This window comes from Pseudomonas sp. KCJK8993, from assembly GCF_046230915.1.
Lineage (GTDB): Bacteria > Pseudomonadota > Gammaproteobacteria > Pseudomonadales > Pseudomonadaceae > Aquipseudomonas > Aquipseudomonas piscis.
Window position 1 is genome coordinate 1 of the sequence record NZ_JBJJLO010000104.1, and the last position, 24110, is coordinate 24110.

The 24110-nt window shown below is 65.5% G+C and carries 25 protein-coding genes; 13 read left to right on the plus strand and 12 right to left on the minus strand.

Annotation, left to right across the window (positions count from 1 at the left end):
- Positions 1-17: 17 nt before the first annotated feature.
- The 4 genes from ggt to ACK6AU_RS25165 form a co-directional block, all read right to left on the minus strand.
- Positions 18-1685, minus strand: a complete 1668-nt coding sequence (gene ggt, locus ACK6AU_RS25150) for a gamma-glutamyltransferase (protein WP_185697669.1) — start codon at positions 1683-1685, stop codon at positions 18-20.
- 136 nt (positions 1686-1821) lie between these two features.
- Positions 1822-2715, minus strand: a complete 894-nt coding sequence (locus tag ACK6AU_RS25155) for an NAD-dependent epimerase/dehydratase family protein (RefSeq protein WP_409302089.1) — start codon at positions 2713-2715, stop codon at positions 1822-1824.
- Between the two features lie 126 nt (positions 2716-2841).
- On the minus strand, positions 2842-3753 hold the full coding sequence (locus ACK6AU_RS25160; protein ID WP_185697666.1) for a LysR family transcriptional regulator: 912 nt from the start codon (positions 3751-3753) through the stop codon (positions 2842-2844).
- Between the two features lie 80 nt (positions 3754-3833).
- The gene (locus ACK6AU_RS25165; protein ID WP_185697665.1) at positions 3834-4433 is read right to left on the minus strand and encodes an NAD(P)H-dependent oxidoreductase; all 600 of its coding nucleotides are present in this window, start codon (positions 4431-4433) and stop codon (positions 3834-3836) included.
- A 206-nt stretch (positions 4434-4639) separates the two neighbouring features.
- Between ACK6AU_RS25165 and ACK6AU_RS25170 the strand changes: the two genes are divergently transcribed.
- On the plus strand, positions 4640-4951 hold the full coding sequence (locus ACK6AU_RS25170) for a putative quinol monooxygenase (protein ID WP_185697664.1): 312 nt from the start codon (positions 4640-4642) through the stop codon (positions 4949-4951).
- On the opposite strand, the gene ACK6AU_RS25175 is transcribed toward ACK6AU_RS25170, so the two are convergent.
- The gene (locus ACK6AU_RS25175) at positions 4941-5705 is read right to left on the minus strand and encodes a sulfite exporter TauE/SafE family protein (protein WP_409302092.1); all 765 of its coding nucleotides are present in this window, start codon (positions 5703-5705) and stop codon (positions 4941-4943) included. The genes ACK6AU_RS25170 and ACK6AU_RS25175 overlap by 11 nt on opposite strands.
- A gap of 108 nt (positions 5706-5813) precedes the next feature.
- Here ACK6AU_RS25175 and ACK6AU_RS25180 point away from each other — a divergent pair, with 108 nt between their 5' ends.
- From ACK6AU_RS25180 to ACK6AU_RS25190, 3 genes are read left to right on the plus strand one after another with little or no spacing between them, the layout of a single operon-like run.
- Entirely contained in the window at positions 5814-6695 is an 882-nt protein-coding gene (locus ACK6AU_RS25180; RefSeq protein WP_185697662.1) for a LysR substrate-binding domain-containing protein, read from the plus strand.
- A gap of 56 nt (positions 6696-6751) precedes the next feature.
- Positions 6752-7327 carry an NAD(P)H-dependent oxidoreductase gene (locus ACK6AU_RS25185; RefSeq protein ID WP_409302094.1) on the plus strand — a complete coding sequence of 192 codons (576 nt, stop codon included), beginning with the start codon at positions 6752-6754 and terminating at the stop codon, positions 7325-7327.
- A 60-nt stretch (positions 7328-7387) separates the two neighbouring features.
- On the plus strand, positions 7388-7759 hold the full coding sequence (locus tag ACK6AU_RS25190; RefSeq protein WP_409302096.1) for a MerR family transcriptional regulator: 372 nt from the start codon (positions 7388-7390) through the stop codon (positions 7757-7759).
- A gap of 21 nt (positions 7760-7780) precedes the next feature.
- On the opposite strand, the gene ACK6AU_RS25195 is transcribed toward ACK6AU_RS25190, so the two are convergent.
- Positions 7781-9184, minus strand: coding sequence for an amino acid permease (locus ACK6AU_RS25195; protein WP_409302098.1), 1404 nt, complete (start codon positions 9182-9184; stop codon positions 7781-7783).
- 117 nt (positions 9185-9301) lie between these two features.
- Complete coding sequence (kynU, locus tag ACK6AU_RS25200) at positions 9302-10552, minus strand: kynureninase (RefSeq protein WP_185697658.1); 1251 nt, start codon at positions 10550-10552, stop codon at positions 9302-9304.
- 185 nt (positions 10553-10737) lie between these two features.
- Between kynU and ACK6AU_RS25205 the strand changes: the two genes are divergently transcribed.
- Positions 10738-11211, plus strand: coding sequence for an Lrp/AsnC family transcriptional regulator (locus tag ACK6AU_RS25205; RefSeq protein WP_185697798.1), 474 nt, complete (start codon positions 10738-10740; stop codon positions 11209-11211).
- A 15-nt stretch (positions 11212-11226) separates the two neighbouring features.
- On the opposite strand, the gene ACK6AU_RS25210 is transcribed toward ACK6AU_RS25205, so the two are convergent.
- The gene (locus ACK6AU_RS25210) at positions 11227-12228 is read right to left on the minus strand and encodes a helix-turn-helix domain-containing protein (protein ID WP_409302100.1); all 1002 of its coding nucleotides are present in this window, start codon (positions 12226-12228) and stop codon (positions 11227-11229) included.
- Between the two features lie 370 nt (positions 12229-12598).
- On the opposite strand from ACK6AU_RS25210, the gene antA reads away from it, so the two are divergent.
- The 5 genes from antA (at position 12599) to ACK6AU_RS25235 (ending at position 18548) form a co-directional block, all read left to right on the plus strand.
- Positions 12599-13984, plus strand: a complete 1386-nt coding sequence (gene antA / locus ACK6AU_RS25215) for an anthranilate 1,2-dioxygenase large subunit (protein WP_185697656.1) — start codon at positions 12599-12601, stop codon at positions 13982-13984.
- A gap of 2 nt (positions 13985-13986) precedes the next feature.
- Positions 13987-14478 (plus strand): anthranilate 1,2-dioxygenase small subunit, encoded by a 492-nt coding sequence (gene antB, locus ACK6AU_RS25220; RefSeq protein WP_409302103.1) that lies wholly within the window; start codon positions 13987-13989, stop codon positions 14476-14478.
- Positions 14479-14495: 17 nt separating this feature from the next.
- Positions 14496-15518, plus strand: a complete 1023-nt coding sequence (antC, locus tag ACK6AU_RS25225) for an anthranilate 1,2-dioxygenase electron transfer component AntC (RefSeq protein WP_185697654.1) — start codon at positions 14496-14498, stop codon at positions 15516-15518.
- Between the two features lie 220 nt (positions 15519-15738).
- Entirely contained in the window at positions 15739-17139 is a 1401-nt protein-coding gene (locus ACK6AU_RS25230) for an amino acid permease (RefSeq protein WP_185697653.1), read from the plus strand.
- Positions 17140-17339: 200 nt separating this feature from the next.
- The gene (locus tag ACK6AU_RS25235; RefSeq protein ID WP_409302105.1) at positions 17340-18548 is read left to right on the plus strand and encodes a benzoate/H(+) symporter BenE family transporter; all 1209 of its coding nucleotides are present in this window, start codon (positions 17340-17342) and stop codon (positions 18546-18548) included.
- A gap of 6 nt (positions 18549-18554) precedes the next feature.
- Here the strand turns inward: ACK6AU_RS25235 and ACK6AU_RS25240 are convergent, their stop codons facing one another.
- The 3 genes from ACK6AU_RS25240 to kynB form a co-directional block, all read right to left on the minus strand.
- The gene (locus ACK6AU_RS25240) at positions 18555-20054 is read right to left on the minus strand and encodes a PLP-dependent aminotransferase family protein (protein WP_409302107.1); all 1500 of its coding nucleotides are present in this window, start codon (positions 20052-20054) and stop codon (positions 18555-18557) included.
- A gap of 122 nt (positions 20055-20176) precedes the next feature.
- Positions 20177-21028, minus strand: a complete 852-nt coding sequence (kynA, locus tag ACK6AU_RS25245; RefSeq protein ID WP_409302109.1) for a tryptophan 2,3-dioxygenase — start codon at positions 21026-21028, stop codon at positions 20177-20179.
- A gap of 90 nt (positions 21029-21118) precedes the next feature.
- On the minus strand, positions 21119-21760 hold the full coding sequence (gene kynB / locus ACK6AU_RS25250; protein ID WP_152899766.1) for an arylformamidase: 642 nt from the start codon (positions 21758-21760) through the stop codon (positions 21119-21121).
- Positions 21761-22023: 263 nt separating this feature from the next.
- On the opposite strand from kynB, the gene ACK6AU_RS25255 reads away from it, so the two are divergent.
- The 3 genes from ACK6AU_RS25255 (at position 22024) to ACK6AU_RS25265 (ending at position 23492) form a co-directional block, all read left to right on the plus strand.
- Entirely contained in the window at positions 22024-22368 is a 345-nt protein-coding gene (locus ACK6AU_RS25255; RefSeq protein WP_085598879.1) for a cupin domain-containing protein, read from the plus strand.
- Between the two features lie 123 nt (positions 22369-22491).
- Positions 22492-22977: an antitoxin Xre/MbcA/ParS toxin-binding domain-containing protein gene (locus tag ACK6AU_RS25260; protein ID WP_085598877.1), complete on the plus strand. Its 486-nt coding sequence runs from the start codon at positions 22492-22494 to the stop codon at positions 22975-22977.
- Positions 22974-23492, plus strand: coding sequence for an RES domain-containing protein (locus ACK6AU_RS25265; protein ID WP_185697648.1), 519 nt, complete (start codon positions 22974-22976; stop codon positions 23490-23492). Before ACK6AU_RS25260 ends, ACK6AU_RS25265 begins: the two co-directional genes overlap by 4 nt.
- A 117-nt stretch (positions 23493-23609) precedes the next feature.
- On the opposite strand, the gene ACK6AU_RS25270 is transcribed toward ACK6AU_RS25265, so the two are convergent.
- A partial coding sequence (locus ACK6AU_RS25270; RefSeq protein WP_409302113.1) for an NAD-binding protein occupies positions 23610-24110 on the minus strand: 501 nt, incomplete at its 5' end.

The following is a 24110-nucleotide window of genomic DNA, read 5'->3' on the forward strand; positions in this document are numbered from 1 at the left end:
AGGCAAGGGCGCGGCGGTTACTTGACGACTTTGCCTACGCCACGCCCGCGCGGGTCGGAAGCGGTTTCAAGGCGGGCGCCGTCGACCCGGATGGCCTGGATATCGCCCATCTCCCAACCCTGGTCCTCGAGGGTGTAGCCCATGGCCTTGAGTTCATCGGCGACCTGGCCGGTGAGCGGTGCATAGGCGTCGTAGTAGATCGTGTCCTTGGGCAGCAGTTGGTGATGCACGCGCTGCGCGGCCACGGCTTTCTCCAGGGGCAGGTGGAAGTCGTAGAGGTTGTTCAGCACCTGGAAGATCGAGGTGAAGATCCGCGACCCGCCCGGAGTCCCCAGGACCAGGGTGACCTTGCCGTCGCGGGTCACCAGGCTCGGGCTCATGGACGACAGCATGCGCTTGCCCGGGGCGATGGCATTGGCATCGCCGCCCACCACGCCGAAGGCATTGGCCACGCCGGGCTTGGCGCTGAAGTCGTCCATCTCGTCGTTGAGTAGGAACCCCGCGCCCTTGACCACCACGCCGCTGCCGTAGTCCCAGTTCAGGGTGTAGGTGTTGCTCACCGCATTGCCCTGGGCATCGACGATGGAGAAATGGGTGGTCTGGTGCCGCTCCAGCCCCGGGCGCACCTTGTCGGTGGGCGAGATGGCGTCGGGGTTGACCTGGGCCGCGCGCTGCTTGAGGTAGGCCGGGTCGGTCAATGGCTTGACCGGCACCTCGGAAAACGCCGGATCGCCCAGGTAGTCGGCACGGTCGGCGAACACCCGCTTCTCGATTTCCGCCAGCAGGTGGATGTACTTGGCCGAATTGAGCTCGACGCCCTTGAAGTCGGCGGCGCGCGCTTCCTTGATGCCGATCAGCTGGGCCAGGGCGACCCCGCCGGAACTGGGCGGCGGTGCGGTGTACAGCACGTTGCCACGGAAGCTCACCTGCAGCGGCTGGCGCCACTGGACCTTGTAGTCCTGCAGGTCCTGCTTGGTGATCAGGCCCTTGTCGGCCTGCATCTGGGCCACCAGCAAGTCGGCGGTCTTGCCGCTGTAGAACTCCTTGGCGCCCTGGTCGGCGATGCGCTCCAGGGTCGCCGCCAACTCCGGCTGACGGAAGGTCTGGCCGGGTTGCATGCTGCCAAAGTAATCACCGAAGTTGGTACTGCCGTTGAACAGCTTCAAGGCATCCTCGCGGTACTGGTACTGCTTGTCCGCCACTTTGAAGCCGTTCCTGGCGTAGGCCACTGCGGGGGTGAGGAGTTCGCTCCAGGGCAGCTTGCCGAATTTCCGGTGGGCCTCCCACAGGCCCATCACGGTGCCCGGCACCCCGGCGGCGCGGGCGCCCACCAGGCTGAGGTTCTCGATCACCTCGCCCTTGTCATTCAGGTACATGTCGCGGGTCGCGGCCTTGGGCGCGGTTTCCCGGTAGTCGAGGAAATACGGCTTGCCGTCGATGAACAGCGTCATGAAGCCGCCACCGCCGATATTGCCGGCTTCGGGATAGGTCACGGCCAGGGTGAAGGCCGTGGCCACCGCAGCGTCCACCGCGTTGCCGCCCTTCTTGAGGATCTGCGCCGCGACATCGGCGCCGTACTGGTTGGGTGCGGCCACCGCACCGCCTTCGAGGGGCGCGGCGAAGACTGGAACGCTGGCAGCGAACGCCAGGCCCAGGGGGAGGGTCGTGCACGGCAAGATACGCATGGAGTCCGTCCTTTATCGTTGTTTTCAGACCAGACGAACCTTAGGCGCTTTGTTGCGCGGTGGGCAAACGCCCACGGCAAGACGGCCGCCCGCAGGCAGCCGTTTGTCGCAGATGGAGCAGTGGAGCAGCCGCTCCTCAGACCATCTCGTGCTCGATCCACTCCAGCACCGAAGTCCGCCGTGGCGCCCAGCCCAGCAGCTCGCGGGCCTTCTTGCCGCGTACCCGGCTGTTGGAGCCCAGGCCGTAGTTGGCCATCTCGTAGCCCCACTCGGCCTCGGCGGCCGGCAGTGGCCAGTCCTCGGGTTCGCCCAGGTGCAGGGCACGGGCCATGGCGCGGGTCATGTCGATGAAGGACGCCTCGCCGCTCTCGACGAAGTAGAAGCTGCCCGGGGTGTTGCCGGTCAGGGCCAGGGCGTAGAGCGCCACCACGTCCTCGATATGCACGTTGGACCAGATGTTCTGCCCCGGCCCGACGTGGCGCACCACACCGCTCTGGCGCGCTTGCTTGAGCAGGCGCGGCAGCTGCACGCTGTCACGCTGGACGCCCAGGCTGTGGCCGTAGATCAGGGTGTTGCACAGCACCGCCGAGTTCACCCCGTCCTTGGCCGCCGCCAGGATCAGGTTGTCGATGGCCACCCGGGCGGCCTTGTCCACGGTGGGCTCCGGCAACTGGTCTTCGTAGTAGACGGTATCGCTGGGCTTGCCGCCGGAAGCGTCGCCGACGATGCTCGAACCGCTGGTGTGCAGGAACGGCTTGTTCGAGCCCTTGAGCGCGGCCAGCAGCACTTCCACCGCACCACGATGGTCGCTGCTGGCCGCGTTGATCACCGCGTCGGCGGCCCGGGCCTGTTCGCTCAGCAGGACGCTTTCGTCCAGGCTGCCCACCACGGGCTTGATGCCCAGGGCCTTCAGCTCGGCGGCTTGCTCGGCGCTGCGCACCAGGCCAGTGACCTGATGCCCGGCCCTGGCCAGGCCGGTGGCGATGGAACCGCCGATGAAACCTGCGGCACCGGTAACGAATACGTTCATGCAGAGACTCCCTGGGTGGATAAGTGATGGCGCCAGTATCGGCGCGCCTGTTCCGACGAAACAGCCAGGCTGGGCCAAATCACTCTTGCGCGGGGATCACGAATCCCCAGCCAGGGAAGCAGGACCTCAGCCCTCGAAGCTCGGGTCGGCGTAGTCGGCCAGCTTGCCCTGGATGAAATCCAGGAAGCACTGGATGCGCAGGGCCAGCTGCGAGTTGCGGTAGTACACGGCGTTGATCGGCTGGCGATAACCGCTGTTGAACTCGCCGAGGATCGGTATCAGACGCCCGGCGCGAATGTCATCGATGGTCATGAAGTGCGACAGGCAGGCGATGCCCTGCCCCTCCAGTACCAGGTGGCGCAGGGTCTCGCCGCTGGAGGCGCTGATGCCCGGCTGGATCTGCCAGCGGTCGCCATGGGGATGGCGCAGCGGCCAGTGGTTGAGGCTTTCGGTCTGGGTGAAGCCCAACAGCGTGTGTGCGCTGAGCTCGGCGACGCTGTGCGGGGTGCCATGGCGTTCCAGGTAAGCCGGGCTGGCCAGGATGCGCAGCGGGCTGCAACCCAGGGAGCGGGCATGCAGGGTCGAGTCGGCCAGGGTGCCGATGCGGATCGCGATATCGGTGCTCTGTTCCAGGAGGTCGATGATCAGGTCGTTGCTGTTGAGCTCCAGCTGGATGTGCGGGTACAGACTGCGGAACTCGGCGATGTGGGGCACGATGGCATGCAGCATGAACGGCGAGGCGGCGTTGATCCGCAGGCGTCCCGAAGGGGTCTGCTGGCGCGACGACAGGCGCTCTTCCAGTTCGTCCATCTGGTCGAGGATCGACTTGGCCTGCTCGAAGAAATACTTGCCCTCCTCGGTCAGGTCCATGCGCCGGGTGGTGCGGTTGATCAGCGTGGTATCGAGCTTGGATTCCAGGCGCGACAAGGTGCGGCTGACCGCCGATGGCGTCTGCCCGACCTGCTCGGCGGCGGCGGAGATGGAACCGCACTCGATGACGCAGACGAAGATCTGCAGTTCGTCGGATCTGGCTTTCACAGGGAACCCTCTATCGATTGGTAGCTGTAGCCCCTGCGCAGGCTGCGACACACGGCGGCTACAGGAACGGCCCACCGATATTAGCGGCTTTGGGCCTCGAGACCGAACACCTGGCGCAGGTGCTGCTCATAGCGGCGCACATCGCCCTCGACGTCCGGGCGTTTCATCACGTCGACGCAGAGGAAGGTCGGCAGGGGGCTCATGCCCAGGAACTGGTTGGCCTTGTGGAACGGCAAATACACTGCATCCACGCCCTTGCCCTCGAAGAAATCGCTCGGATCGTCGAAGGCCTGCTGTGGTGCATTCCAGGTCAGCGAGAGCATGTACTGCTTGCCCTGGACCAGGCCGCCGCTGCCGTACTTCTGCGAAGCGTCGGAACGGGTCCGGCCGTCGTTGGCATACAGGCTGCCGTGGCCCCGGGTGAAGACCTCGTCGATGTACTTCTTGACGATCCAGGGCTCGCCCATCCACCAGGCAGGCATCTGGTAGACGATCACGTCGGCCCACAAGTACTTCGCCACCTCTTCCTGGACGTCATAGCCCTGGTCGATGTGGGTGACCTTGACGTCCAGGCCGCCGCGATCCAGCACCGCCAGTGCAGCCTCGTGCAAGGTGGTGTTGTAGCGGCCGTCGGAGTGGGCGAATTGCTTGGCGCCATTGAGCAGCAGTACTTTTTTCATGAGCGGGCCCTGTCGCGGGAACGGCCCCTTGCATGCGTCGGGCGATGCCAGGCCGTCGGGGTGGAAAACGAGGGCGGCAGGTTAGTGAAGGGCCCGCACAGGAATAAGCCCCGGGCGCTCAAAATACATTTTCCATAAAGGCACGAATCAGGCCTTGATTGTTGTCTTAGAATCCTTGGCCATTTCCTTTGCATGAGTGCATCGCCATGTCCCGCCAGGCTTTCATCCTCCACGCCAAGACTCGCCCCGAGCGCTCCGCCGAATTCGAAGCGCTGTTCCTCGGTTATGTCGCCGCCAGCCGGGCCGAACCCGGCTGCATCGAGTACCACATGCTGCGCGACCGGCAGGACCCGAGCCTGTTCATCTTCTACGAAGTCTGGGAGTCCCGGGAGGCACTGGACGTGCACTCCAACCTGCCGCACATGAAGCAGTTCCGCGATGCACGCATGGAGTACCTGGAACGCGACTTCGAGATCCGCGCCATCGACATGCTCAGCCCGGCTTCGGCTAGCCGCTGACCAGCAAGTGGGCCCCCAGCAGGGCCAGGCCGATGAAGAACACCCGCTTGAACAGCAACGCGCTGATGCGCTGGCGCAGCCACTGCCCCAGCCACATGCCCAGCAGCGCCGGAACCAGCGCCAGCAACGAGGCCCCCAGCTCAGCGCCGCCCAGCTGGCCGCCCCAGGCCAGGCCGGCGGCCAGGGCCAGGGTCGAGACGGTGAACGACAGGCCCAGGGCCTGGACCAGCGCATCGCGGCCCAGGCCCAACGCTTGCAGGTAAGGCACCGCCGGAATCACGAACACCCCGGTGACCGCAGTGACCAGGCCAGTGGCCAATCCACACCAGGGCGCCAGCCAACGCTCATGGGCCGGGGCGATGCGCAGCTGCGGCAAGCACAGGCCCGCCAGGGCATAGAGCAACAGCGCCGCGCCCAGCCCCCGCACCACCCACGGCCCGCCATCGAGGCCCAGCCACCGGCAACCGCCCAGGGTGCCGGCGCAGGTCGCCAACAACAGCGGCCACAAACGCCTGAACAGGGCCGGCAGGTGCCCACCCAAAGCCAATTGCCAGAGATTGCTCAGGGTCGCCGGGATGATCAGCAAGGCCGCAGCCTGCGCCGGAGCCATAGCCAGCCCCAGGAGCCCCATGGCCACCGTGGGCAGGCCCAGGCCGATCACCCCCTTGACCATGCCAGCCATGACGAAGATGCCGAGCACCCATAAAGACAGGGCCAGGCCGAGATCCTGATAGAACGCGAGGGAAGTATTCATGGGCCTATCCTGCACCCGCCCGGCTGCGCTGAAAATCTGCCATATACTGAGCCAGCCTCTTGCCCGGCAAGAGGCTGATACTCGATGCCCTGGCTATGGAGGCCCCGCATGCACTTCGACCTGGTCGACCTGCGCCTGTACTTGAATGTCCTCGAAGCCGGCAATATCACCGCCGGTGCCCACCGTAGCCACCTGTCCCTGGCAGCCGCCAGCGCGCGGATCCGCGCCATGGAAAGCGCCATGGGCATCGAGTTCCTCGAACGTGGCCGCCGCGGGGTCAGCCCGACACCGGCCGGCAAGGCCCTGGCCCAGCATGCCCGAACCCTGCTGCGGTACGCCGAGCACCTGCAACAGGACCTCACCGAGTACGCCAGGGGGGTCAAGGGCCAGGTGCGCTTGCTGTGCAACACCAGCGCCCTGAGCGAATACCTGCCGGAGTTGCTGGCGGACTTTTTGCGTGGCCGGCCCCAGGTCGACATCGAACTGCAAGAGCTGCCGAGCATGCGCATCACCCATGCCCTGCGCCAGGGCGCGGCGGAACTGGGCATCGTCTCCGACGCCGTGGATACCCATGGCCTGCAGAGCCGGCCGTTTCGCGACGACCCGCTGTTCCTGGCGATGCCTGTGGACCACCCGTTGCGCCAGCAGGCCGAGCCGCTCTTCAGCGATACCCTGGCCTATGACTATGTCGGCCTGGCCAGCCACAGCGCCCTGGCGGTGTACCTGGAAGAACAGGCCCTGCACCTGGGCCGGCGCATGCAGTTGCGAATCCGCGCCGAAGGCTTCGACGCCGCCCTGCGCATGGTGGCCCGTGGCGCCGGGCTGGCCCTGGTGCCCCAGGCCGCCGTGGAACGCAACCGCCACCTGCCCCTGTATGCCCGGGCCCTGGGCGAATCCTGGGCCCGGCGCCGGTTGCTGCTTTGCGCCCGGGATTTTGCCACCCTGCCGCTGTATGCCCAGGAGCTGTGCCAGGCCTTGCGCCAGCCTTGACTCTACCCCTAGGGGCAGACCTTAGCCTGCGGGCTTCTTCCTCAAGGACCAAGGCAATGAGCAAACGCATCCTGGTGATTCTCGGCCACCCCTCCCGCGCCAGCCTGTGCGCGGCATTGAGCGAGCGCTATGTCGCCGCGGCGCAACAGGCTGGAAATGAAGTGCGGTGCCTGTACCTGGGCGACCTGCGCTTCGACCCGGTGCTGCAGGAAGGTTATCGACGGATCCAGCCGCTGGAGGACGACCTGCAGCGAGCCCAGGCCGATATCCTCTGGGCCGAGCACCTGGCCTGGGTCTTCCCCGTCTGGTGGGGCGGGATCCCGGCCTTGCTCAAGGGCTTTCTCGACCGGGTGTTGCTGCCCGGCTACGCCTTCAAGTACCGCCCCGGCAAGGCCTTTCCCGAGCAGTTGCTCAAGGGCCGCACCGCCGACCTGCTGGTGACCATGGACACCCCGCCCTGGTACTACCGCTGGTTCTACCGCATGCCCGGCCTGCACCAGATGCGCCGCACCACCCTGGCCTTCTGCGGCATCCGCACCTTGCGCACCCTGACTTTCGGCCCGGTGCTGGATGCCAGCGACCAGGCCCGCGCCAGCTGGTTGCAGCAGGCGGAGCGACTTGCCAGGCGCTGAATCTGCCCGATAATGCGCGGCATCCGGCGCCCCTGCCCGGTCCAGCACAAGGAAGCCGCCATGTACATCGGCCAAGCCGCGCGATTGTCCGGCACCACCATCAAGAGCATCCGCCACTACGAGGCCATCGGCCTGTTGCCCGAGGCCCCGCGCCAGGGTCGCTACCGGCTCTATGACGCGCAGAGCGTCGAGCAACTGGTGTTCATCAAGTGCGCGCAACAGCTGGGATTCAAGCTCAAGGAGCTGCAACAGGTATTCGCCGCCCACCAGGGCCGGGCCTTTCCCTGGGACCAGGCCCACGCGGCCCTGGCGCGCAAGAAGCGCGAGCTGCGGCGCCAGATCGATGAACTGCAACAACTGCACGCCCGACTGGACGCCTTCGAGGACAGCCTGCAACAGGCGCGCGATGAGTGTCCCTTGGGCAGCCTCTAGGGCCGCCCGGGAAGCGTCGTATCAGACTTGCGACAACGCGGCCGTGCTCCTGGGCCGGCGGAAGAACAGCCAGTAGACCAGGCTCAGCAACAGCAGGAAGGGTACGCCAAACACCAGGGTCATCTTGAATGCATCGGTGAAGAAGGTGGTGATCATCACCGCCCCCATCAAGAACAAGCCGAGCAAGGTGCTGTAGGGAAACAGGCGCATGCGGAACGACAGCGGCTGCTCGCCATGGCGCTGGTGGTAGCGCCGGAAGCAGTAGTGGGTGAGGAAGATCATGAACCAGGTGAAGATCGCGCCGAACATCGAGATCGCCATCATCAGGGCGAACGAGCTCTCCGGGTAGAACACGTTGATCAGGGTCGCCAGGGCGATGCCGGAGCTGGACAGCAGCAAGGCATTGAGCGGGATCCCGGTCTTGCTCAGGGCGCCCATGGACTGGGGCGCATAACCGGCGCGGGACAGGCTGAACATCATCCGCGTGGTGATGTAGAGCTGGCTGTTCATGGCCGACAGCGCGGCGATCAGGATCACGAAGTTCATCACCCCGGTGGCCCCGGGAATGCCGATGGTCTGCATCACCGTGACGAAGGGGCTCTGGGCCTTGCCCGCCTGGACCCAGGGCACGATGGCCAGCATCAGTGCCAGGGTCAGCAGGTAGAACACCACCAGGCGCAGGATGGTGGCGCGAAACGCCTGCTTCACCGCGCGCTGCGGATCCTTGGCCTCACCGGCCGCCACCGCGATCATCTCCACGCTCAGGTAGCTGAAGATCGACACGATCACCGCGATCCACATGCCCTGCAAACCGTTGGGGAAGAAGCCGCCGTGGGCGCTGTAGTTGTGCACGCCGTAGTCGGGGTTGCCGGAGCCGAACACCACGTACACCGCCAGGATGATGAAGCCGACGATGGCGGCGATCTTGATGGTGGAGAACCAGTATTCGAAGTTGCCGAAGGTCTTCACGCTGATGGCGTTGAGCAGGATCAGCATGCTGGAGAAGGAGATGATCCACACCCACTCCGGCACGTTGGCGAACCAGTACTTCATGTACATGGCGATGGCCGTGACCTCGGCCCCTACCGCCAGGACGATGGCCGCCCAGTAGGCATAGCGCACCAGGAAACCGGCCAGGGGCCCGATGTAGAACTCGGCATAGGCGCCGAAGGAGCCGGAGGTGGAATGGGCCACGGTCATTTCCGCCAGGCACCCCATCAGCAGCAGGGTGATCAGGGCGCCGATGGCATAGCTGAGCAGCACGCTGGGCCCGGCATAACCGATGGCGTAGGCGCTGCCCATGAACAGCCCGGTACCGATGGCTCCACCGATGGCGATCATGCTCATCTGGCCGGCGGTCAGCTGCCGCCTCAGGCCGTGCTCGCGATTGGAAATCGCTTCGAAACCCTTGTTGGTGGTGGTCACGTTCAGTGCCTCTTTATTGTTGTGTGCACGTGTTGATCTATTTGGCGGCGCGTCCTTGTGCCACGGGAGTGTTGCAGTGGCCGGCGCAGGATAAGCCTGCGCCAGCGGCTAGCGGCTTCAGGTCACGCTATGGCGCACCTGGAACTGCGCTTGCGCCCAGGTCTTGGCATCGAGGATCTCGCCGAGGATCTGCACCGCGTCCCACACCTCACTGAAGGTGGTGTACAGCGGAGTGAAGCCGAAGCGCATGATCCGCGGCTCGCGATAATCGCCGATCACCCCCCGGGCGATCAGGGCCTGGATCACCGCGTAGCCCTCGGGATGCTCGAAGCTCACGTGGCTGCCGCGCTTGGCGTGCTCACGCGGGGTCACCAGCTTGAGCTGGTGGCCGGCGCAGCGCTGCTCCACCAGTTCGATGAACAGGTCGGTCAGCGCCAGGGACTTGCGCCGCAGGCTGTGCATGTCGGTCTGCTCGAAGATCTCCAGGCCGCACTCGACCATAGCCAGCGAGGTGATCGGCTGGGTGCCGCACAGGTAGCGGGCGATACCGCTACTGGGTTCGTAGGCGGTGGCCATGTCGAACTGCCGGGCATGGCCGAACCAGCCGGACAACGGCTGGGTCACCAGGTCGCACAGCGCCGGGGCGACCCAGGCGAACGCCTGGGAACCGGGACCGCCATTGAGGTACTTGTAGGTGCAGCCGATGGCGTAGTCGGCGCCGCAACGCTTGAGCTCCACCGGCACCGCGCCGGCCGAGTGGGCCAGGTCCCAGATGCTCAGGGCACCGGCCTCGTGGATCAGCCCGGTCAGTCGCTGCATGTCGTGCATGTGGCCGGTCTTGTAGTTGACGTGGGTGAGCATCACCACCGCGGTGTCCTGGTCGATGGCCGCCGGCACCTGTTCGGGGCTGTCCACCAGGCGCAGCGAATAGCCCTGCTGGAGCAGCTGGGTCAGGCCTTCGGCGATGTACAAATCGGTGGGGAAGTTGCTGCTTTCGGAGACGATCACCCGGCGCTCGGGCGCGCGCTCGGCCTGGACCCGCAAGGCGGCGCTGAGCACCTTGAACAGGTTGATCGAGGTGGTGTCGGTGATCACCACTTCCCCGGCATCGGCGCCGATCAGCGGCGCCAGGCGATCGCCCAGGCGCTGGGACAGGTCGCGCCAGCCGGCGCTGTTCCAACTGCGGATCAGGCCATCGCCCCACTCCTGCTCGATCACCTGCCGGGCCCGCTCCAGGGAGGCCACGGGACGCGCGCCCAGGGAATTGCCGTCGAGGTAGATGACCCCCTCGGGCAAGGCGAAGCGCTGGCGCAAGGGCGCCAGGGCATCTTGTTCATCGAGACGCAGGCAGTGGTTTTTATCGATCATTGGAAGTCCTGTCTTGGTCAGTGCCCTGCCCGTCCCGAGCGGGAGCGCAGGGCGTCGGCAATGGATAAACCCGGAAAATAATGAACGAAGCGATGGAGAATTTTCGTGCAAAGTGCGGCGTAATCCCGTACTAATCTCGAATTAAATTCTAAACCTTCAATAAAAAACGTGGATTTATGCCAGCCATGATTCTCGACGCCACCGACTTGCGCATCCTCCATCACCTGCAACAGGACGGGCGCATCAGCAATCAGGAACTGGCCGAGAAAGTCGCCCTGTCGCCTTCGGCCTGCCTGCGCCGGCTGCGCCTGCTGGAGAACGAAGGCATCATCAGCGGCTACCGCGCCCAGCTCGACGCCGAACGCCTGGGCATCGAACTGGAGGCCATCGTCCACGTGTCCCTGCGCCAGGATGTGGAAGGCTGGCACGAGACCTTCATCGCCAAGGTCCAGCAGTGGCCGGAGGTGATGGCCGCCTACGTGATCACCGGCGCCAGCAACTACGTGCTGCGTATCCAGGCACGCAACCTCAGGCACTTCTCGGACTTCATCGTCAATCACCTGAACCGCGCCAGCGGGGTCACCGACATCCGTTCGGAAATCGTCCTGCAGAAGATCAAGGAACAGAACAACCTGCTGGACCTGGTGCCACGCAAATGACCGCCGCGCCTCCGCTCAGCCGCGGGTCGGATGGCGCTGGGCCGTGGCGCTCGGGGCTTCGTCGAACAGCTTGCGGTACTCGGCGGAGAACCGCCCCAGGTGGGTGAACCCCCAGCCCAGGGCGATCTCGGAGATGTTGCGCGCCGCGCCTTGCTCGAGGATTTCCTGGCGCACGCCGTTGAGCCGATGGCGCTTGAGATAGGCCATCGGTGACAGCGCGAAGTATTTGCCAAAGGCCTCGAACAGCTTGTAGCGCGAGACTCCGGCGGCGGCTTCCAGGTCCTCCAGGCGCACCGCCTCGCGGGCATGCTCCTGCAGGTACTGGCGGGCCCGCACCAGGTAATGCGGCAGCTTGAGCCCGAGCACCTGGCGCAACTCGCTGGAGTAGTTGTTGGGCTGGGCCAGGATCAGGCCCTTGATCAGCGAGTTCTCGATTTCCCGGGTGAAGGCCAGTTGCTCGTAGAGCGCGTTGCCCTGGGCCAGTTCGCCGAGGAAGTGCCGGGCCATGCGCCACCAGGAAGCGGTCGCGCCATGCAACGCATCCATGCCCGGCTCGAAGCGCAGCGGCTGCTGCAGCGGTCGTTGCAGCAGGGCCTCCAGGGCCTCGCTCATGGCCGGCCGGGAAATCACCACCTGCAGCTTGCGACAGTCGCCGGAGATGGCCAGCGCCTGGCTTTCATTGGGGGCGATGATCACCCCATGGGCGCTGTCGGAGCGCAACAGGCGGCCGTCCTTGCTCAGTTCCTGCTGGCCACACAGCGGCAAGCTCAGGCTGTAGCTGCTGAAGCGCTCGATATCCTCGATATCCACCACCACGTCGGTGCCGTACTCGATGATGCCCAGGGTGGTGGCCCGCGACCTGAGCACATGGGCGCTGTGGCGGAAACGGATCCGTTCCGGAGTGGCGGTCTCCAGGCGATGCGGGCCGCAGATGCCCGACATCCAGCGCCTGGCGCCTTCGAGGTCGTAGTGATCGACGCGAATATCGCGCAACTGCCCATCAGCCTTGTTGTTCATCACGGCACACCCACGGCAATTTTTCTTTAGCGCGCTCTGACGGCGCGTCTTGTCTGGCAGGGCAAGTTTTGCGCCAACCGGCGAAGCTGCCAACCCAGTGGATAACAATAACCGACTAAGTGGATAAACCGCCCGGCCATCCGGGTCGTGTTCACGACCGTGCAGCCACCTGCCGTGTAGAAATGCCCCACCCTATAGCCGCCACATGGGGCGCCGCCGGGGACTTTCACCCAACCTCCCGCGCTCGACCGTGACAACAGGCACCCTGGCCAATTTGTGGATGCGCTTGGCCGACTAAGCGGATAGCCACCCCTGCCCCGCTCTCACTCTAATGACCGTACCGATTGGCCTGAATAAAAAGGTACCGACCATGAGTGGTGCAAGAAGCGTCGAGCAATGGCAGGAGTTCATCCACGGCTGCCTGGATTTTCGCCCCGCTGACGGGGTGTTCCGCATCGCCCGGGAGATGTTCACCGAGCCCGAGCTGTTCGACCTGGAGATGGAGCTGATCTTCGAGAAGAACTGGATCTACGCCTGTCACGAAAGCGAACTGCCCAACAACCACGACTTCGTCACGATGCGGGCCGGACGCCAGCCGATGATCATCACCCGCGACGGCGAGGGCCGGCTCAATGCGCTGGTCAACGCCTGCCAGCACCGCGGCACCACCCTGACCCGGGTCGGCAAGGGCAACCAGTCGACCTTCACCTGCCCCTTCCATGCCTGGTGCTACAAGAGCGACGGCCGCCTGGTGAAGGTCAAGGCCCCCGGCGAGTACGCCGAGGATTTCGACAAGGCCACCCGCGGCCTGAAGAAAGCCCGGATCGACAGCTACAAGGGATTCGTGTTCATCAGCCTGGACGCGAGCGGCGAAGACTCCCTGGAAGACTTCCTCGGCGACGCCAGGATCTTCTTCGACATGATGGTCGCCCAATCGCCCACCGGTGAGCTGGAAGTGCTGCCGGGCAAGTCCGCCTATACCTACGACGGCAACTGGAAACTGCAGAACGAGAACGGCCTGGACGGTTATCACGTCAGCACCGTGCACTACAACTACGTGGCCACGGTGCAGCATCGCCAGCAGGTCAACAGCGAGGCCGGCACCGCCAGCGCCACCCTGGACTACAGCAAGCTCGGCGCCGGCGACGCCGCCACCGACGACGGCTGGTTCGCCTTCGCCAACGGCCACAGCGTGCTGTTCAGCGAGATGCCCAACCCGGCGGTGCGCTCCGGCTACGCCAGCATCATGCCGCGCCTGGTGGAGGAGTACGGCCAGGCCCGGGCCGAATGGATGATGCATCGCCTGCGCAACCTGAACATCTACCCCAGCCTGTTCTTCCTCGACCAGATCAGCTCGCAACTGCGCATCATCCGACCCATGGCCTGGAACAAGACCGAGATCATCAGCCAGTGCATCGGGGTCAAGGGCGAAAGCGACGCCGACCGGGAAAACCGCATACGCCAGTTCGAGGACTTCTTCAACGTCTCGGGCATGGGCACCCCGGACGACCTGGTGGAGTTCCGCGAGGCCCAACGTGGTTTCCAGGCGCGCCTGGAGCGCTGGAGCGATGTCTCCCGTGGCCATCATCGCTGGGCCACCGGGCCGACCGCCAACACCCGGACCCTGGATATCCAGCCGGCCATGACCGGCACCGAGATCACCCATGAAGGGCTGTACGTCAACCAGCACGGGAACTGGCAGCGCTTTCTCCTCGACGGCCTGCAGCGCCGGTCCCTGAAACTGCGGGAGGTATGACCATGAATGCGCAACTGCAATACCGCATCGAACAATTCTTCTATCGCAAGTCCGAGCTGTGCGACGCCCAGGACTGGGACGCCTACCTGCAACTGTTCGCCCCGGACAGCGTGTTCCACCTGCCGCAGTGGGACTCCGAGCACGTCTATACCCAGGACCCCAAGCGCGGCATGTCGCTGATCTACTACAGCAACCGCTCGGGCCTGGAGGACCGGGTGTTCCGCCTGCGCACCGGCAAGGCCGCGTCCACCATCCCGATGCCGCGCACCCTGCACACGGTCAGCAACCTGCGCATCGCCCCAGGCGAGCAAGAGCTGCTGCAGGTTCGCCTGAACTGGCACACGTTGTTCTTCCGCCTGGCCACCTCCGAGCAGTTCTACGGTCACGCCACCTATGACCTCAAGCCCCACGGCGAGAGCTGGCTGATCCAGCGCAAGCACGTGCTGCTGCTCAACGACCAGATCAACTCGGTGCTGGATTTCTACCACCTCTGACTCGACGGATATTCCCCATGACGCACAAGGTCGCGTTCAGCTTCGCCGACGGCAAGACCCTGTTCTTCCCGGTGCACGCCAATGAAATATTGCTCGACGCCGCCCTGCGCAACGGCATCAAGATCCCCCTGGATTGCCGCGAGGGGGTGTGCGGCACCTGCCAGGGCCGTTGCGAGTCGGGCCAATACAGCCAGGACTACGTGGACGAGGAGGCGCTGTCGGCCCAGGACCTGGCACAACGCAAGATGCTCAGTTGCCAGACCCGGGTGCAGTCCGACGCGGCGTTCTACTTCGACTTCGATTCCAGCCTGTGCCACGCCGCCGAGCCGGTGCGCTACCATGCCTCGGTCCAGGAGGTGCGCCAGGTTTCGGACAGCACGGCCATCCTGCGCCTGGACCTGGGCGCCAACCCGGTCCCGCTGGACTTCCTGCCCGGCCAGTACGCCCGCCTGGGCATCCCCGGCACCGGCACCAGCCGCGCCTATTCCTTCGCCAACCGCCCGGCGGCGGGCCAGCCGTTGCAGTTCCTGATCCGCCTGCTGCCCGACGGGGCGATGAGCAACTACATCCGCGAACGTTGCCAGGTGGGCGACAGCCTGGAACTGGAAGCGCCGCTGGGCGCCTTCTACCTGCGCCAGGTCAGCCGCCCGCTGCTGCTGGTGGCCGGCGGCACGGGGCTGTCGGCGTTGCTGGCGATGCTCGAGCAGATCGTCGAGCAAGGCTGCCAGCAACCGGTGCACCTGTACTACGGAGTGCGCCACAGCGCCGACCTGTGCGAGCTGGAGCGCATCCAGGCCTACGGCGAGCGCCTGCCCGGGTTTCGCTTCACCCCGGTGATCAGCGATGCCGATCCGGCCTGGACCGGCAAGCGCGGCTACATCAGCGAACATTTCGACACCCAGGAGCTGCGCACCAGCGAGGCCGACATGTACGTCTGCGGGCCACCGCCGATGGTCGATTCGATCCGCGCCTGGCAGCAGCAACAGGGCCTGGAGCACGTCCAGCTGTATTACGAGCGCTTCACCGACAGCACCAACTGACTCCACCGGCGATCGCCCAACGCCCTGCCAGGACACCGGACACCGCCCCGACCACAGGTCGGCCCAGCGGCAGATGGCAGCAAGAACAGGGACTTGGGCATGTTCGGCTTTACTACGGGAGCTTGACGCGGAGTAATATCTGATCCCGTCGACATAAGACGCGACCGTTGCCTGCATCCGGGTAGCGGTCCTGATAACAACTAGAAGAGAGCGCAAGTTAGTGGATCAGACCTTGAAGCAGGGTGAACTCAAGCGTGGCTTGAAGAACCGCCATATTCAGCTGATCGCCCTGGGCGGGGCGATCGGCACCGGACTCTTCCTCGGCTCGGCCGGGGTCCTGAAGTCCGCCGGACCCTCGATGATCCTGGGTTATGCGATTGCCGGATTCATTGCCTTCCTGATCATGCGCCAATTGGGCGAGATGATCGTCGAGGAGCCGGTGGCCGGCTCCTTCAGCCATTTCGCCCACAAATACTGGGGCGGCTACTTCGGTTTCCTTTCCGGCTGGAACTACTGGGTGCTGTACGTGCTGGTGGGCATGGCCGAGCTCACGGCGGTGGGCAAGTACATCCAGTTCTGGTGGCCGGAAATCCCCACCTGGGTCAGCGCGGCGGTGTTCTTCGTGCTGGTCAACCTGATCAACATGATGAACGTGAAGTTCTACGGCGAGGCCGAGTTCTGGTTCGCCATCATCAAGGTGGCGGCCATCGTCGGCATGATCGTGCTGGGTTGCTACATGCTGTTCAGCGGTAGCGGCGGCGCCCAGGCCTCGGTGAGCAACCTGTGGTCCCATGGCGGTTTCTTCCCCAACGGCGGCACCGGCCTGCTCATGGCCATGGCCTTCATCATGTTCTCCTTCGGTGGCCTGGAACTGGTGGGCATCACCGCCGCCGAAGCCGCCGAGCCACGCAAAGTGATTCCCAAGGCCATCAACCAGGTGGTCTACCGGGTGCTGATCTTCTACGTCGGCGCCCTGGCGGTGCTCTTGTCGCTGTACCCGTGGGACGAGTTGCTGGTGAGCCTCAACACCGGCGGCGACTCCTACAGCAGCAGCCCCTTCGTGAAGATCTTCGCCCTGATCGGCAGCGACGCTGCGGCGCAGGTCTTGAACTTCGTGGTCCTGACCGCGGCGCTCTCGGTGTACAACAGCGGCGTGTACTGCAACAGCCGCATGCTCTACGGCCTGGCCGAACAGGGCGATGCCCCGCGCGCGCTGATGAAGCTCAACAAGCAGGGCGTACCGGTGCTGGCCCTGGGCATCTCGGCGCTGATCACCCTGCTCTGCGTGCTGGTCAACTACCTGGCTCCGCACGAGGCGCTGGAGCTGCTGTTCGCCCTGGTGGTGGCCGCCCTGATGATCAACTGGGCGCTGATCAGCCTGACCCACCTGCGCTTTCGCAAGGCCATGGCCGAGCAAGGCGTGGTGCCTTCGTTCAAGGCCTTCTGGTCGCCACTGAGCAATTACCTGTGCCTGGCCTTCATGGTCATGATCATCGGCGTGATGCTGATGATCCCGCCGATCCGCGCCTCGGTGTACGCGATCCCGGTGTGGATCGCGCTGATCTGGGTGTTCTACCGCCTGAGCCAGGCGAAGAAAGCCAGCCAACCGGCCCTGCGCTGAGCCATCAGGGGCCGCGTGCAGGCCCCTGTGCAAAGCCAAGCCCGGCCTTGCTCCAAGGCCGGGCTTTTTTTGCCCACGGGCAAAGTGGTCTGCCACCATCGGCATAAGCGGCCTGAACCTCCAGGCCACGCACTCTCTAGAATCGGCCCTCTTCCCGGCGATATCGGCCCGGGAACCGGTTCCTGGATGGAGAGTGGCATATGAGCAGAACGACCGCGGGCCTGAGGCCGAGCGATTTCTTTTCCCCCACGGTGGCGGCGCTGATCTCGGTGCTGGTGAACTATGGCGGGACCTTCGTCCTGGTGCTCCAGGCCGCTGAACTGGCCCACCTGACGCCGGCCCAGACCGCCTCCTGGGTCTGGGCGGTGTCTGTGGGCGTGGGCGTCACCGGGCTCTGGCTGAGCCTGCGCCACCGGGCCCCGATCATCACCGCCTGGTCGACACCCGGGGCGGCGTTCCTGGCCACGGTGCTGCCCGGCACGCCCTATGCCGAAGCGATCGGCGCCTACATGGTCTCGGCCCTGGGCTTCATGCTCCTGGGCCTGTCCGGGGCCTTCGACAAGCTGGTGCGGCTGATTCCCCAGGGGATCGCCGCAGGTTTGTTGGCCGGCATCCTGCTGCAGTTCGGGATCAATGCCTTTGGCGGCGCCAGCAGCGATCCCTGGCTGGTGATCGTGCTGCTGGTGTCCTATGCACTGCTGCGGCGCTTCACCTCGCGGTTCGCCGTGGTGGGTATCCTGCTCATCGGCCTGGGCCTGTTGGTGGCCCAGCAGCGGATCGACTTCGGCGCCTTGCAGCCGAGCCTGGCGACACCGCTGTTCACCGCTCCGCAATTCTCCGTCCAGGCCCTGCTCGGGGTGGCGCTGCCACTGTTCGTCATCACCCTCACCGGCCAGTACATGCCGGGCATGCTGGTGCTGCGCAACGATGGCTTCGCCACCAGCGCCAACCCGCTGCTCTGGCTCACCGGGCTGGGCTCGCTGCTGATGGCGCCGTTCGGTGCCCATGCCGTCAACGTGGCGGCGATCACCGCCGCCATCTGCACCGGCAAGGATGCCCACCCGGACCCGGGCAAGCGCTACCTCGCCGGCATCGCCTGCGGGCTGCTGTACGTCCTGGTGGGGACCTTCGGCGTGACCCTGGCCAGCCTGTTCCTGGTGCTGCCCAAGACGTTCATCGGCACCCTGGCGGGCCTGGCGCTGCTGGGCGCCATCGGCGGCAGCCTGGGCAACGCCATGGCCGATGCCAGGACCCGGGAAACCGCGCTGATCACCTTCCTCGCCACGGCGGCCAATGTCACCTTGCTGGGCATCGGCGGGGCATTCTGGGGGCTGCTGGCCGGCTTGGCCGCCCACCTGCTGATCCATGGCCGGTATTGCCGCTTCAGCGCCAGCAACGCGCGCTCCTGAGGCTGGCTAAGGGGTTCGCAGGACCTGGCCCAGGCGCGCCATGGCGGCATCGATTTCGTGGGCGCTCAAGGACGCATAACCCAGCAGCCAGCCTTGCTCCTGGTGTTCGCCGGCATACAGCCGGCTGAGCCCGGGCAGCTGCAGGCCGATGGCGGCCGCCCGGCGCTGGGTCTCGTGCTCGGTCCAGCCGGGCTCCAGCAGGCAGGGGATCTGCAAGCCGCCTGGCGGCGGCATGGCCCGGGCAATGCCCGCCAGATGGCGCTCGATGGCCTCGAGCATGGCCTGCCGGCGGCCGGCGTAGAGCTTGCGCATGGCCCGCACGTGAGCGTTGTAGTGCCCCTCCTCCATGAACCGCGCCAGGGTCAGCTGGAGGATCTGCGGCGTGTGGCCGTCCATGATGCTGCGGGCCGCGCTGAAGGGTGCCACCAACTCCTCGGGCAGGACCATGTAGCCCATGCGCAGGCCGGGGTACAGGGTCTTGCTGAAGGTGCCGATGTACAGCGTCCGCTGGTAGGGGTCCAGGCCCTGGACGCAGGCGGTGGGCAAGCCGTCGTAGTGGAACTCGCTGTCGTAGTCGTCCTCGATGATCCAGCGCTGATGCTCGGCGGCCCAGCGGGTCAATTCCAGCCGGCGCTCCAGGGCCAGGGTGGCGCCACTGGGGTACTGGTGCGATGGCGTCACATAGACGCACGGGGCGCCGCTGCGGTCGGCCCGCAGCAAATCGGTGCGCAGGCCCTGGTCGTCGACATCGATGGGCACGATCCGCGCCTCGGCGGCTTCGAAGGCCTTGCGGGCGCCGAAGTAGCCGGGGTTCTCCATCAGGATCGGCTTGCCCGCATCCACTAGCAGCTGGGCACACAGAAACAGCGCCTGGCGGGTACTGCTCAACACCAGGATCTGGCCCGGCGCAACCTTGGCCCCGCGCTCCAGGTTGAGGTAGGCGGCGATGGCCTTGCGCAGCGGCTCGGCGCCTTGCGGATCGCCATGCAGCAGCACCGTCGCGCGGGACTCCTTGAGCACCTGGCGCTGCAGGCGCTCCCAGGCCGCCAGCGGAAAGCTGCGGGTTTCCGGCAGGCCCGTGGCAAAGGCACGGACCACTTGCTGGTCGCTGCCCCCACCGCGCTCGAACAGCACCCGCCCCCGGCGGCTCAGGCCCGAACCCGGCTCCCGGGCGCTGGCCGGCGGCTCCTGCCAGCGCAGGCGTCGACGCGCCGCGCCGCGCAGCTGGGCACCGATGGTCTGGCTGACATAGCTGCCGGAACCTTCGCGGCGGACGATGAAGCCATCGCGCTGCAACTGCACATAGGCGTTCTCCACGGTATCGCGCGACACCCCCAGGGACTTGGCCAGGACCCGGGTAGCCGGCAGCTTCAACCCCGGGTCGAGGGCGCCATCGAGGATCAGCCCGCACAGGGCGCGCTGGATGCGCTGATGCAGGTCCAACGCCTGGAACTCCGGGTCGTTGAGCCGCATGTTCAGGGTCTCGAGTTCGAATATCTGGGCCATGTGGTCTGCCTGGGCAAGTGAAAGTCCGCCTGAAGGGCGACCACTTTAACCCCGGGAACCTGGCCGGTCACCTGCTGGCCGGTCGATGAAAAACGCCCCGGCTGGCGGGGCGTTGGCCTGGATCATTGCGGTGAACGTACGCGCCACAACTCGGGGAACAGCACGGTATCGAGCATCTTGCGCAGGTAGCCCACGCCTTCGGTGCCGCCGGTGCCGGGCTGGAAGCCGATGATCCGTTCCACGGTGGTCACATGGCGGAAGCGCCACTGGCGGAAGGAGTCTTCGAGGTCGATGAACTTTTCCGCCAGCTGGTACAGGTCCCAGTACTTCGCAGGCTCGGCGTACACCTGGCGCCAGGCCGCCTCCACCGACGGATCATGCTGGGTGGTGCTGGTGCTGTTCAGCGCCAGGCGCTGCGAATCGATGGCCAGGCCGCTGCGGGCCATCAGGGCGATCGCCTCGTCGTACAGCGATGGCGTGGCGATGGACTCCTGCAGCGCCTGCAACAGTTCCGGGCGGTGGGCATGGGGGCGCAACAGGGCCGCGCTCTTGTTGCCGAGGATGAATTCGATCTCGCGGTACTGGAACGACTGGAAGCCCGAGGACTGGCCCAGGTACGGGCGAATGGACTTGTATTCCGAAGGGGTCATGGTGGCCAGCACCGCCCAGGCATGCACCAGCTGGTCGAAGATCCGCGAGACCCGCGCCAGCATCTTGAACGCCGGCGCCAGCTGGCTCTGGCGCACCTGCTCGCGGGCGGCCTTGAGTTCGTGGAGCATCAGCTTCATCCACAGCTCGGAGGTCTGGTGCTGGATGATGAACAGCATTTCGTTGTGGTCTGGCGACAAGGGGTTCTGGGCGCTGAGGATGCGCCCCAGGTCCAGGTAGTCGCCGTAGCTCATGGAGTCGGAGAAATTCAGCTGGGCGTTATGCCATTCATCCGGCGGGTTGCTTGAAAAGGGACATTGGCTCATCGCGTGGGCTCCTCGCCTCGGTCGGCTGGGTCCGGCACCTTGCCTGGGCAAGGGTGCGCGAGTGGCCCGCCGTATTAGTTATTGTAGGAATCAATCGGCCAACGGGCGCAGGATCGCCCGCACCGGACTGGCGTCCAGGTGGGCGAAGCGCAGTGGCAGGGCAATCAGTTCGTAGTCGCCTTCGGGCACCTGGTCGAGCACTACCCCTTCGAGGATGGCCATGCCATGCCGGGCCACGGCATTGTGGGCGTCCATGGTCTTGGACTGTTGCGGGTCCAGGGAGGGCGTGTCGATGCCCACCAGGCGTACGCCGAGGCTGGCCAGCAAGTCGATGGTGGCCTGGGCGACGGCGGTGAAGTCAGGATCCCAGGCACTCAGCGGAGCCTCACGATAGGTCCGCAGCAGCACTCGCCGGGGCAGGTCGTCCAGGCGCCCGAGCAAGTCCTCGGGTTGTACCAGCGGGCCGCTGCCCAGGCAGTGCAGGACCCGACACGGGCCCATGTACACATCCAGCGGTACTTCGCCGATGGGCAAGCCGTCAGGGCGGTAATGCAACGGCGCATCGACATGGGCGCCGGTGTGGGGGGACAGGGTGATACGCCCGACATTCACCGGGCACTCGGGCCCGAACTGCCAGACGCGCTCCTCCTGGAATGGGGTATCCCCCGGCCAGGTCGGGGTCGCGGTGCTCAAGGGTGGGCTGATATCCCACCAGCGGGGAGTGTTTTCCATGGGTGCGGCTCATAGGTCGGTCCGGACTGAATGATACGAGCGAAGCCGGTAAAGATTCTTGCGAAATAACGCGGGCAATCCTGGATGTTTCGCAAAATCTGCCAATAAAGCTTGGTTTGGCGGATGAATCTTTCAAGCCTGCACGCAGCTTCACGCTTGCGGCGCAGCGTTTCTGGATACCTGGGTGTCGAGTCCAGGCATCCCCCCTGGCGCCTTGAGCTATAGGGTGCGCTTTCCAGTTCGCGGCCTGCCAGGAGCACAGCATGTCCAAGCCCATCACCGTTCTGCGCGACACCCATCCACTGCCGGTCCTCGACGCCTGCAAATGGGAAAAACTCGAAGGCGATCCCCATACCGTCAACCTCAACGCCTACACCAGCGAGGATGGCAGCAAGATCATGGGCACCTGGATCTGCACCCCGGGCAAGTGGCGGGTGGCCTACGAGAAGTGGGAGTACTGCCACTTCCAGGAGGGCTACTGCGTGATCACCCCGGATGGCCAGGAGCCGATCCACCTGCGAGCCGGCGACATCTTCGTGGTCGAGCCCGGCATGCGCGGCACCTGGGAAGTGGTGCAGACCGTGCGCAAGTATTTCGTGTTCGCCTGAGTCCTGCCGTACGAGGCGAGGCCGCGTCCGGCCGGTCCACCCGGCCTGGCGACGCCCGGTTCGGCGCAATTTGCCAAATGTCGTTATAATCCCTGCCAAATGGCAAAGGCAGGAGTCACGCCCATGGTTGCAATGACCGGTAGCGACATCGCCGTGAAACGACGCGGCAAACCCGTATTGAAGGATCGGACCTCGCAGATCCTGCTCGGTGGCCGGGCGCGCTTCGACGACCGCATCTCCATCTATCGCCTGACCGAGGAAGGCATTCCGCTGGCGGCAATCGTCAAGTTCGTCTCTTCGGTGCCCATGCTCAAGGACGAACAGGTCCTGGCCAAGATCATCGGCCTGTCCGAGCGCACCCTGCACCGGCGCCTGAAGACCCCCGACGAACCGCTGAACCCGGAGCAGAGTGCCCGGGCGGTGCGCTTCGCCCAGGTCCTGTCCAAGGCCCAGGAGATCTTCGGCAGCAGCGAACAGGCCCAGGAGTGGATGGCCAAGCCGGTGATGGCCCTGGACGGCCACAAGCCGGTGGACCTGCTGACCAACCCCATCGGCTTCGAGCTGGTGGATGAGTTCCTCACCCGCCTGGAATACGGGGTCTATCAGTGATCAGCGTCCCCGGCGGCAGTGCCGTGCACTTCTGGCGCCTGGACGCCGCGCAGCACGCCGACAGCTGGGACAGCGGCATCGGCGCCGAGTTGTGTGGCGGGCGCTGGAACTCCAAGGGGGTCAAGGCCGTGTACGGCAGCGCCGACCCTGCCACGGCGATCCTCGAGGTGGCCGTGCACAAGGGCTTTGCCGCGCTCGACCAGGTGCCCCATGTGCTGACCGGGGCGCTGATCCACGACCCGTCGACCATCTACCGCCTGGACGAAGGCAGCGTGCCCAATCCCAACTGGCTGGTGCCGGGCATTCCCAGCGCCGGCCAGCAGCAATTCGCCGACCAGTTGCTAGCCGAGCATCCCTTCGTGCTGGTGCCTTCCTCGGTTTCGCGCCACAGCTGGAACATCCTGATCAACCCGCTGTTGGCCAAGGGGTTGTACCAGGTAGTGATCCAGGAGCGCTTCGGCCTCGATACCCGCCTCAATCCACCAGCGCGCACTCCGGCTGGCCGGCCCAACTGAGCGGGCAAAAAAAACGGGAAGCCGCCCGACGCGGATTCCCGGAAACGCCCCCATTCGGAGGGCTGCGATCATGAGACGGTATTCGTGGCGAGGGCTTGGCCCCCGCCACGCAGAGGGTCACTGCGGCTTGCGATAGCTGTTGACGATGGCCGAGAAGTCCTTGCCACCTTCCCCACGCTGGCTCATGGCCTGGTACAGCTGCTGGGCCACCGCGCCCAGCACCACCGGCTGGTGGGCCTGGCGGGCGGCCTCGGTGGCCAGCCCCAGGTCCTTGAGCATCAGTTCGGCGCCAAAACCACCGGTGTAGCCGCGCGCTGCGGGCGCGGTCTCGATCACTCCCGGCCACGGGTTGTAGGTGTCGGAGCTCCAGCAACGCCCGGTGGAGCTGTTGATGATCCCGGCCAGCACCTTGGTGTCGATACCCAGGGCATCACCCAGGGCCATGGCTTCGCTGACGCCGATCATCGAGATGCCCAGCAGCAGGTTGTTGCAGATCTTGGCGATCTGCCCGGTGCCCACCTCGCCACAGTGCACGATATTGCGGCCCATCTGCGCCAGTACCGGCTGCAGGGTGGCGAACAGCTCGACGCTGGCCCCGACCATGAAGGTCAGGGTGCC

Excerpts from the sequence above, each read along its gene's own strand:
- kynB (WP_152899766.1), bottom strand. The coding sequence starts at position 21,760 with ATGGAAAACACTCCCCGCTGGTGGGATATCAGCCCACCCTTGAGCACC.
- ACK6AU_RS25170 (WP_185697664.1), top strand. The coding sequence starts at position 4,640 with ATGTCCCGCCAGGCTTTCATCCTCCACGCCAAGACTCGCCCCGAGCGC.
- ACK6AU_RS25155 (WP_409302089.1), bottom strand. The coding sequence starts at position 2,715 with ATGAACGTATTCGTTACCGGTGCCGCAGGTTTCATCGGCGGTTCCATC.
- ACK6AU_RS25210 (WP_409302100.1), bottom strand. The coding sequence starts at position 12,228 with ATGAACAACAAGGCTGATGGGCAGTTGCGCGATATTCGCGTCGATCAC.
- ACK6AU_RS25205 (WP_185697798.1), top strand. The coding sequence starts at position 10,738 with ATGATTCTCGACGCCACCGACTTGCGCATCCTCCATCACCTGCAACAG.
- ACK6AU_RS25235 (WP_409302105.1), top strand. The coding sequence starts at position 17,340 with ATGAGCAGAACGACCGCGGGCCTGAGGCCGAGCGATTTCTTTTCCCCC.
- antC (WP_185697654.1), top strand. The coding sequence starts at position 14,496 with ATGACGCACAAGGTCGCGTTCAGCTTCGCCGACGGCAAGACCCTGTTC.
- ACK6AU_RS25255 (WP_085598879.1), top strand. The coding sequence starts at position 22,024 with ATGTCCAAGCCCATCACCGTTCTGCGCGACACCCATCCACTGCCGGTC.
- ACK6AU_RS25175 (WP_409302092.1), bottom strand. The coding sequence starts at position 5,705 with ATGAATACTTCCCTCGCGTTCTATCAGGATCTCGGCCTGGCCCTGTCT.
- ACK6AU_RS25180 (WP_185697662.1), top strand. The coding sequence starts at position 5,814 with ATGCACTTCGACCTGGTCGACCTGCGCCTGTACTTGAATGTCCTCGAA.
- ACK6AU_RS25185 (WP_409302094.1), top strand. The coding sequence starts at position 6,752 with ATGAGCAAACGCATCCTGGTGATTCTCGGCCACCCCTCCCGCGCCAGC.
- kynU (WP_185697658.1), bottom strand. The coding sequence starts at position 10,552 with ATGATCGATAAAAACCACTGCCTGCGTCTCGATGAACAAGATGCCCTG.
- ggt (WP_185697669.1), bottom strand. The coding sequence starts at position 1,685 with ATGCGTATCTTGCCGTGCACGACCCTCCCCCTGGGCCTGGCGTTCGCT.
- antA (WP_185697656.1), top strand. The coding sequence starts at position 12,599 with ATGAGTGGTGCAAGAAGCGTCGAGCAATGGCAGGAGTTCATCCACGGC.
- ACK6AU_RS25165 (WP_185697665.1), bottom strand. The coding sequence starts at position 4,433 with ATGAAAAAAGTACTGCTGCTCAATGGCGCCAAGCAATTCGCCCACTCC.
- ACK6AU_RS25260 (WP_085598877.1), top strand. The coding sequence starts at position 22,492 with ATGGTTGCAATGACCGGTAGCGACATCGCCGTGAAACGACGCGGCAAA.
- antB (WP_409302103.1), top strand. The coding sequence starts at position 13,987 with ATGAATGCGCAACTGCAATACCGCATCGAACAATTCTTCTATCGCAAG.
- kynA (WP_409302109.1), bottom strand. The coding sequence starts at position 21,028 with ATGAGCCAATGTCCCTTTTCAAGCAACCCGCCGGATGAATGGCATAAC.
- ACK6AU_RS25190 (WP_409302096.1), top strand. The coding sequence starts at position 7,388 with ATGTACATCGGCCAAGCCGCGCGATTGTCCGGCACCACCATCAAGAGC.
- ACK6AU_RS25240 (WP_409302107.1), bottom strand. The coding sequence starts at position 20,054 with ATGGCCCAGATATTCGAACTCGAGACCCTGAACATGCGGCTCAACGAC.